Origin of the sequence: Actinotalea sp. JY-7885, from assembly GCF_014525465.1 — a bacterium.
Classification (GTDB): domain Bacteria; phylum Actinomycetota; class Actinomycetes; order Actinomycetales; family Cellulomonadaceae; genus Actinotalea.
The window spans coordinates 1-6437 of sequence record NZ_JACEXH010000175.1; the positions used below are offsets into that span (position 1 = coordinate 1).

At 77.2% G+C, this 6437-nt stretch carries 8 protein-coding genes; 4 read left to right on the forward strand and 4 right to left on the reverse strand.

Features of this window, described 5'->3' with window-relative positions; genetic code table 11:
• Nucleotides 1-250: PLDc N-terminal domain-containing protein (locus IDM29_RS13710; protein ID WP_188037645.1), on the reverse strand; the 250-nt coding region annotated here is incomplete at its 3' end.
• Between the two features lie 36 nt (nucleotides 251-286).
• Between IDM29_RS13710 and IDM29_RS13715 the strand changes: the two genes are divergently transcribed.
• Nucleotides 287-643 (forward strand): DUF4229 domain-containing protein, encoded by a 357-nt coding sequence (locus tag IDM29_RS13715; protein WP_223148337.1) that lies wholly within the window; start codon nucleotides 287-289, stop codon nucleotides 641-643.
• On the opposite strand, the gene IDM29_RS13720 is transcribed toward IDM29_RS13715, so the two are convergent.
• Entirely contained in the window at nucleotides 607-1476 is an 870-nt protein-coding gene (locus IDM29_RS13720; protein WP_182112116.1) for a 1,4-dihydroxy-2-naphthoate polyprenyltransferase, read from the reverse strand. The genes IDM29_RS13715 and IDM29_RS13720 overlap by 37 nt on opposite strands.
• A 90-nt stretch (nucleotides 1477-1566) precedes the next feature.
• Nucleotides 1567-2742: an o-succinylbenzoate--CoA ligase gene (gene menE, locus IDM29_RS13725; RefSeq protein WP_188037646.1), complete on the reverse strand. Its 1176-nt coding sequence runs from the start codon at nucleotides 2740-2742 to the stop codon at nucleotides 1567-1569.
• A 95-nt stretch (nucleotides 2743-2837) separates the two neighbouring features.
• On the opposite strand from menE, the gene IDM29_RS13730 reads away from it, so the two are divergent.
• Nucleotides 2838-3956: a DUF3048 domain-containing protein gene (locus IDM29_RS13730; protein WP_309232739.1), complete on the forward strand. Its 1119-nt coding sequence runs from the start codon at nucleotides 2838-2840 to the stop codon at nucleotides 3954-3956.
• 133 nt (nucleotides 3957-4089) lie between these two features.
• Nucleotides 4090-4329 (forward strand): hypothetical protein, encoded by a 240-nt coding sequence (locus tag IDM29_RS13735; protein ID WP_188037647.1) that lies wholly within the window; start codon nucleotides 4090-4092, stop codon nucleotides 4327-4329.
• A 55-nt stretch (nucleotides 4330-4384) separates the two neighbouring features.
• On the opposite strand, the gene IDM29_RS13740 is transcribed toward IDM29_RS13735, so the two are convergent.
• On the reverse strand, nucleotides 4385-5326 hold the full coding sequence (locus IDM29_RS13740) for a 1,4-dihydroxy-2-naphthoyl-CoA synthase (RefSeq protein ID WP_188037648.1): 942 nt from the start codon (nucleotides 5324-5326) through the stop codon (nucleotides 4385-4387).
• Between the two features lie 64 nt (nucleotides 5327-5390).
• On the opposite strand from IDM29_RS13740, the gene IDM29_RS13745 reads away from it, so the two are divergent.
• Nucleotides 5391-6380, forward strand: coding sequence for an o-succinylbenzoate synthase (locus IDM29_RS13745; RefSeq protein ID WP_309232740.1), 990 nt, complete (start codon nucleotides 5391-5393; stop codon nucleotides 6378-6380).
• The last annotated feature ends 57 nt before the right edge of the window (nucleotides 6381-6437 follow it).

A 6437-nucleotide genomic window follows, 5' to 3' on the forward strand; every position in this document is an offset into this window, starting at 1 on the left:
GCCGCGGCTTCGGGCGCCCCGGTGCCGGGCGCGTCGGCGCGGTGCCGCCCGCGGCGCGGCGTGCCGCCGCGATCCGGCTGCGGCTCACGGCGATCCATGCGACCGGTCCGACCACGGGGAGCAGCACGATGATCGCCACCCACGCCGCGGGGTGGATCTCGGCGCGCTCGACGGCCGAGCTGCGCGACAGGTCGATGAGGGCGAACAGCGCGAGCGCGAGCGGGACGATGTACGGCAGGGCCCTGACCATGCCCCCAGCCTAGGCGCCTACGCTGGGGGCGTGCCGATGCTCGTCTACTCCCTCCTTCGCCTGGGCCTGCTGGCCGGGGTCCTCGTCGCCGGATGGGCCGTCGGCCTCGGCGGCTGGCTGCTCGTGGTCGTCGCGGCCCTCGTCGCGTGGGCCCTGTCCTACCTGCTGCTGGCCGGTCCGCGGGACCGCGCGGCGCGGTGGATCGCCGACCGTGCCGAACGCCGGCGCACGGGGCCGCGGTTCAGCGCGGGCGTCGAGGACGACGTCCTGGCCGAGGACGCCGAGGCGAGGGGCCCGGGTGCGGGGTCACCGGCCCCGGGCGCTGACCGTCCGCACGACCCGCAGGGTCCGGACCGTCAGATCGACAGCCCGAGGCCGAGCAGCACGCCGTAGCCGAGCTCGAGCAGCCCGGTGCCCGCGAGCACCGGCTTGAGGAGCACGCCCCGGGCACCGAGCAGCACGGTGCCCGCGAGGATGCCGGCCGGGACCGCGACGAGCAGCACGAGGACGGACCAGGGCGCGGCGAGCGCGCACGCCAGCCCGGCGACCACGGCGACGCCGAGCAGTCCGGCGTAGACCCGCCGCGCGCGGTAGTCGCCCAGGCGGACGGCGAGCGTGCGCTTCCCGCTGAGCACGTCGGTCGGGATGTCGCGGATGTTGTTGACCATGAGCAGGGCGCACGCCAGCGAGCCCACGCCGACGGCCCCCGCGACGGCCGGCCAGGAGATCCGGTCGGCCTGCGTGTAGGTGGTCCCCAGCACGGCCACGAGGCCGAAGAAGACGAACACGCCGACCTCGCCCAGCCCGCGGTACCCGTAGGGGCTGCGGCCGCCGGTGTAGTACCAGGCCGCGGCGATGGCCAGGACGCCGACGCCGAGCAGCCACCAGTGGCCCGAGAGCGCCACGAGCACGAGGCCGAGCGCGGCGCCGACGCCGAACGCGGCGAAGGCGGCGCCGCGGACCTGCGACGGCCGGGCCGCGCCCGAGCCCGTCAGGCGCAGGGGTCCGACGCGGTCGAGGTCGGTGCCGCGGATGCCGTCGGAGTAGTCGTTCGCGTAGTTGACGCCCACCTGGAGCGCGAGCGCCACGCCCGCGGCCAGCAGTCCCCGGACGACCGACGCCTCGCCCAGCTGCGCCGCCGCCCCCGTGCCCACGAGCACCGGCGCCACCGCCGCCGGGAGGGTGCGCAGCCGCGCGCCCTCGACCCACTCCGCGGCAGTCGCCATCGTCCTCGTCCTCGTCTCTCGGGGTCCTCGACAGGTGCCGCCTGGTGTCGACAGGTGCCGACCGGGGCCGGCGGGCGTCCGGTGCGGCCCCTAGGCGCGCACGGCGCCACGCGCCAGGCGCGCCACCGCGGACCGGTCGACCTTGCCCGGGCCGCGCAGCGGCAGGGCGTCGACCAGCACGAGGTGCCGCGGGGCCGCGGCCTGCCCCAGGGTACGGCGCACGGCGGTCCGGACGTCGTCGAGGCCCGCGGGCTGCCCGTGCGCGGGCCGGACGACGACGGCCACGACGGCCTGGCCCCACTCGGGGTCCGGCACGCCGACGACGCACGCCTCGAGCCCGAGCGCCGCGAGCGCGGCCTCCACCGCGGCCGGGGCGACCTTCTCCCCGCCGGTGACCAGGACGTCGTCGGCGCGGCCCACCACGTGCAGCCGGCCGCCGTCGAGGCGTCCGGCGTCGTTGGTGCGGTGCCAGCGGCGCCCCCCGCGCTCGACGAACGCCTCGGCCTGGGCCGCGGGGTCGTCGAGGTACCCCCGCGCCAGGACCGGCCCCGCGAGGAGCACGCGCCCGGCGTCGTCGAGCTCGACGTCGACGCCGTCGAGCGGCACGCCGTCGTAGACGCAGCCGCCGCACGTCTCGCTCATCCCGTAGGTGGTCACCACGCGGAGGCCGAGCTCGCGCGCGCGGTCGAGCAGCGCGGGCGCCGCCGACGCCCCGCCGACGAGGACCGCGTCCAGCGCGCGGAGGGCCCTGGCGTGCTCGGGCGCCTGGACCACGCGCCGCAGCTGCGTGGGGACGAGCGACGCGTAGAGCCACGCGCCCGGGTCCTGCGTCCGGGCACGGGTGACCGCGTCGGCGAGCGCCGCCGGGTCGGCCGGCTCCGGGACGACCGCGGGCCGGCCCCCGGCCAGGACGGTGCGCGCGACGACCTGGAGCCCGGCGACGTGGTCGAGGGGAAGGGCGAGGAGCCAGCGCCCGGGACCGCCCAGGCGCTCGTGGGTCGCCCGCGCGGAGGCCTCGAGCGCGTCGCGCGTGAGCAGGACGTGCCGGGGGCGCCCGGTGGAGCCGGACGTCCGCACGACCAGGGCGACGTCGTCGGGGACCTCGGGCCCGTCCGGACGGCTGGCCTCGTCGGGCGCGGCCCGCGCCACGGCGGCCACGGCCGGCCCACGACCGCTGAGCGCCGACGCGACCGCCCGCGTGACCTCAGCCACCTCCGCCGCGCCGGAGCGACCAGGCCCCACAGGCACCACCAGTGCGCGTCCCACCGTGCCAGCGTAGGTGCGCCGTACAGTATCGGGAGCCGGGCCGGGCCCGGCTCGCTGCACGCACGAGGCCGTTCCACGGCAAGAAGGAGCTGCCGGTGTCGACCACCACGCGCTCGAGCACCACCGTCCGTGACCGCCGCTCCGGGACGACCGCCGGCCTGCGCCGACGCGTCGGTGCCGTCCTCGCGGCGATGACCGTCGCCGCGGGTGTCGTGGCGTGCTCGCCGGCGGACGGGCCCCAGACGCCGGCGCCGGTGACCGTCGAGCCGACGATCGAGAGCGCGCGCAACGCGCCCCCCGCGCCGGTGGTCGCGCCGACGTGGCCGCTCACGGGCGTCGCGGGCGAGCCCGCCGCGCGGCCGGCGATCGCCGTCAAGGTCGAGAACACCGCCGTGGCGCGGCCCCAGGTGGGGCTGGAGCAGGCCGACGTCGTGTGGGAGACGGTCGTCGAGTTCGAGGTCTCGCGTCTCATCGCGGTGTACCACTCGCAGCTGCCCGCCGAGGTCGGTCCCATCCGCTCCGTGCGCCCGATGGACCCGCTCGTCGTCGCGCCCCTGCACGGCCTCCTCGTCTACTCGGGCGGCCAGCCCGGCATCCTGGCCGAGGTCGCGGGCAGCGGCGTGCAGAGCATCAGCCACGACGCCGGCGCCGCGGGCCTCTACCGCGTGCGCGGCAGGTCCGCGCCGCACAACGTCATGGGCGACCCCCAGGCGTTCCTCGCGGCCGCGGATGCCGCGCACTCCGCGTCCCCCGGTGAGCAGTTCGCGTTCGCGCGCCGCGCCGACGTCGCCACCGCCGCCGGGGCCGGGACGCCCGCGTCCAGCCTGACGTTCTCGCTGTCGGCGCAGGCGAAGCCGAGCTGGTCGTTCGACGCCGGCACGGGGACGTGGCTGCGCTCGGAGGGCAGCACGCCCGCGACCGCGGCGAGCGGGGCGCGCCTGAGCGCCGTCAACGTCGTCGCGATCACGGCGCCGCACCCGAACTCGCCCTACGGCGCGCAGGGTGGTGCGCCCGTGCCGACCTACGAGCTCGTGGGCTCGGGGGAGGCCGTCGTCGCGACGGGCGGGGCGACGGTCACCGGCACGTGGTCGAAGGCCGCGGCCGACGCGCCGCTCCAGCTCTTCACCGCCGACGGCTCGCCGCTGCTGCTCGCGCCCGGCAACACGTGGGTCGAGATGATCCCCGCCGGCAAGGGGTCGCTGACCGTCGGCTGACGTCGCGACGAGGCCGGCTCATCCTGCGGGATGAGCCGGCCTCGCTGCGTCCGGCCCGACGGTTGACGGCGGGCGCGCCACGGCGGTCCCTGGGGCCGATCCGCCGCGGCGGGCGGGCCGCCAGGCTGGACGCATGGCACAGATGACGATCGACCTCGACAGCACCCACCACTCGCGCGCCGACGTGCCGGCCGCCGAGATCCAGGCCGCCGACGACGCGCGCGTCCCGGGCGACGAGCGCCACAGCGACCGGCTGCGCTCGACGCTGCCCGCCCTCGTGGCGGTCCTCCTGCTGGTCGGCGTCGGGCTCGCGGGCGCCATCGTCCTGCGCGACCTGGCGAGCTTCGGCCTGTGGTTCGCCGGCCAGTTCTGAGGCGGCCCGTCCGCGTCCCGGGCACCGGGCGCGGGTCCGCGCGGGGCGCGGGTCCTCAGAAGTGGTGCGGGAAGCCCGACCAGTCGGGCGCGCGCCGCTCGAGGAACGCGTCCCGGCCCTCGACCGCCTCGTCCGTCATGTACGCGAGGCGCGTCGCCTCGCCGGCGAAGACCTGCTGGCCCATGAGGCCGTCGTCGGCCAGGTTGAAGGCGAACTTCAGCATCCGCACCGCCTGCGGTGACTTGCCCGCGATGGTGCGGGCGTAGTCGAGGGCGAGGCGCTCCAGGTCGTCGTGGTCGGCGACCTCGTTGACCGCGCCCCAGCGCTCGGCGTCCTGCGCCGAGTACTCCCGGGCCAGGAAGAAGATCTCCCGCGCCCGCTTCTGGCCCACCTGGCGCGCGAGGTACGCGGAGCCGTACCCGCCGTCGAAGGAGCCGACGTCGGCGTCCGTCTGCTTGAAGCGGCCGTGCTCGCGGCACGCGATCGACAGGTCCGCCACGACGTGCAGCGAGTGCCCGCCCCCGGCGGCCCACCCGTCCACGACGGCGACGACCACCTTGGGCATCGTCCGGATGAGGCGCTGGACCTCGAGGATGTGCAGCCGTCCCGCGCGCGCCGGGTCGACCGTGTCCGCCGACGTGCCGGACGCGTAGCGGTAGCCGTCCCGCCCGCGGATGCGCTGGTCGCCGCCCGAGCAGAAGGCCCAGCCGCCGTCCTTCGGGCTGGGGCCGTTGCCGGCGAGGAGCACGACGCCGACGTCGGGCGACATGCGGGCGTGGTCCAGGGCGCGGTAGAGCTCGTCGACCGTGTGCGGGCGGAAGGCGTTGCGGACCTCGGGCCGGTGGAACGCGATGCGCACGACCGGCAGGTCGCGCTCGACGTCACCGGTGCGGTCCACGCCGCGGTGGTACGTGATGTCGGAGAGCTCGAAGCCCTCGACCTCGCGCCAGACCCGGGGGTCGAACGTCTCGGACACCGTCGGGGGCAGCGCGCTCATGGTCGTCAGGGTAACGACCGCTCCGCCTGTGACCCGTACGACGGACCCGTACTACGGTGACCGGGTGACCCGTCCGCCGACCCGTGACCTGCACGTCTACCGGGTGGCCCTGCGGACTCGCTTCCGTGGGCTGGACGCGCGCGACGGCGTGCTGCTGCGCGGCGACGCGGGCTGGGGCGAGTTCTCGCCCTTCTGGGACTACGACGACGCCGAGTCGGCCTCCTGGTGGCGTGCCGCGCTCGAGGCGGCGGACCAGGGGTGGCCGACACCGGTGCGCGACGCGGTGCCGGTCAACGTCACGGTCCCGGCGGTCGGCCCCGAGGCGGCGCGCGAGATCGTCGTGCGGTCGGCCGGCTGCCGGACGGCGAAGGTCAAGGTCGCGGAGCGCGGCCAGGAGCTCTCGGACGAGGTCGCCCGGCTCGAGGCCGTGCGCGACGCGCTCGGGCCGGACGGCCGGATCCGCATCGACGCGAACGGTGCCTGGGACGTGACCACGGCGATCGCCCGGCTGCGGGTGCTCGACCGGGCCGCGGGTGGTCTCGAGTACGTCGAGCAGCCCTGCGCGTCGGTCCCGGACCTCGCGCGCGTGCGCCGGGCGGTCTCGGTGCCGGTGGCGGCCGACGAGTCGATCCGCCGCGCCGAGGACCCGATGGCCGTCGTGCGGGCCGAGGCGGCCGACGTCGTCGTGCTCAAGGTCCAGCCGCTGGGCGGCGTGCGCGCGTGCCTCGAGCTCGCGGAGCGGGTCGGGCTGCCCGTCGTGGTGTCGTCGGCGCTCGAGAGCTCCGTCGGGCTCGCCGCGGGGATCGCGCTCGCGGCGGCGCTTCCCGAGCTGCCCTACGCCTGCGGCCTCGCGACGGCGCAGCTGCTCCGGGCCGACGTCGTGGCGGAGCCCCTGGTGCCGGTGGGCGGCGCGATCGCCGTCCGCGCTCCGGCTCCGGACCCGGCGCTGCTGGCGGCGCACGCCGCGGACGGCGAGCTCGCGCGCCGGTGGACGGACCGGGCGGAGCGGGTGCAGCGGGTCGGTCAGCTCGCAGCGGGGGAGGGATCGGCATGACCGAGGAGGCCCCCGAGCTGCCGGGCCGCGACGACGCTCCGGCGGCGGGCTCGCCGT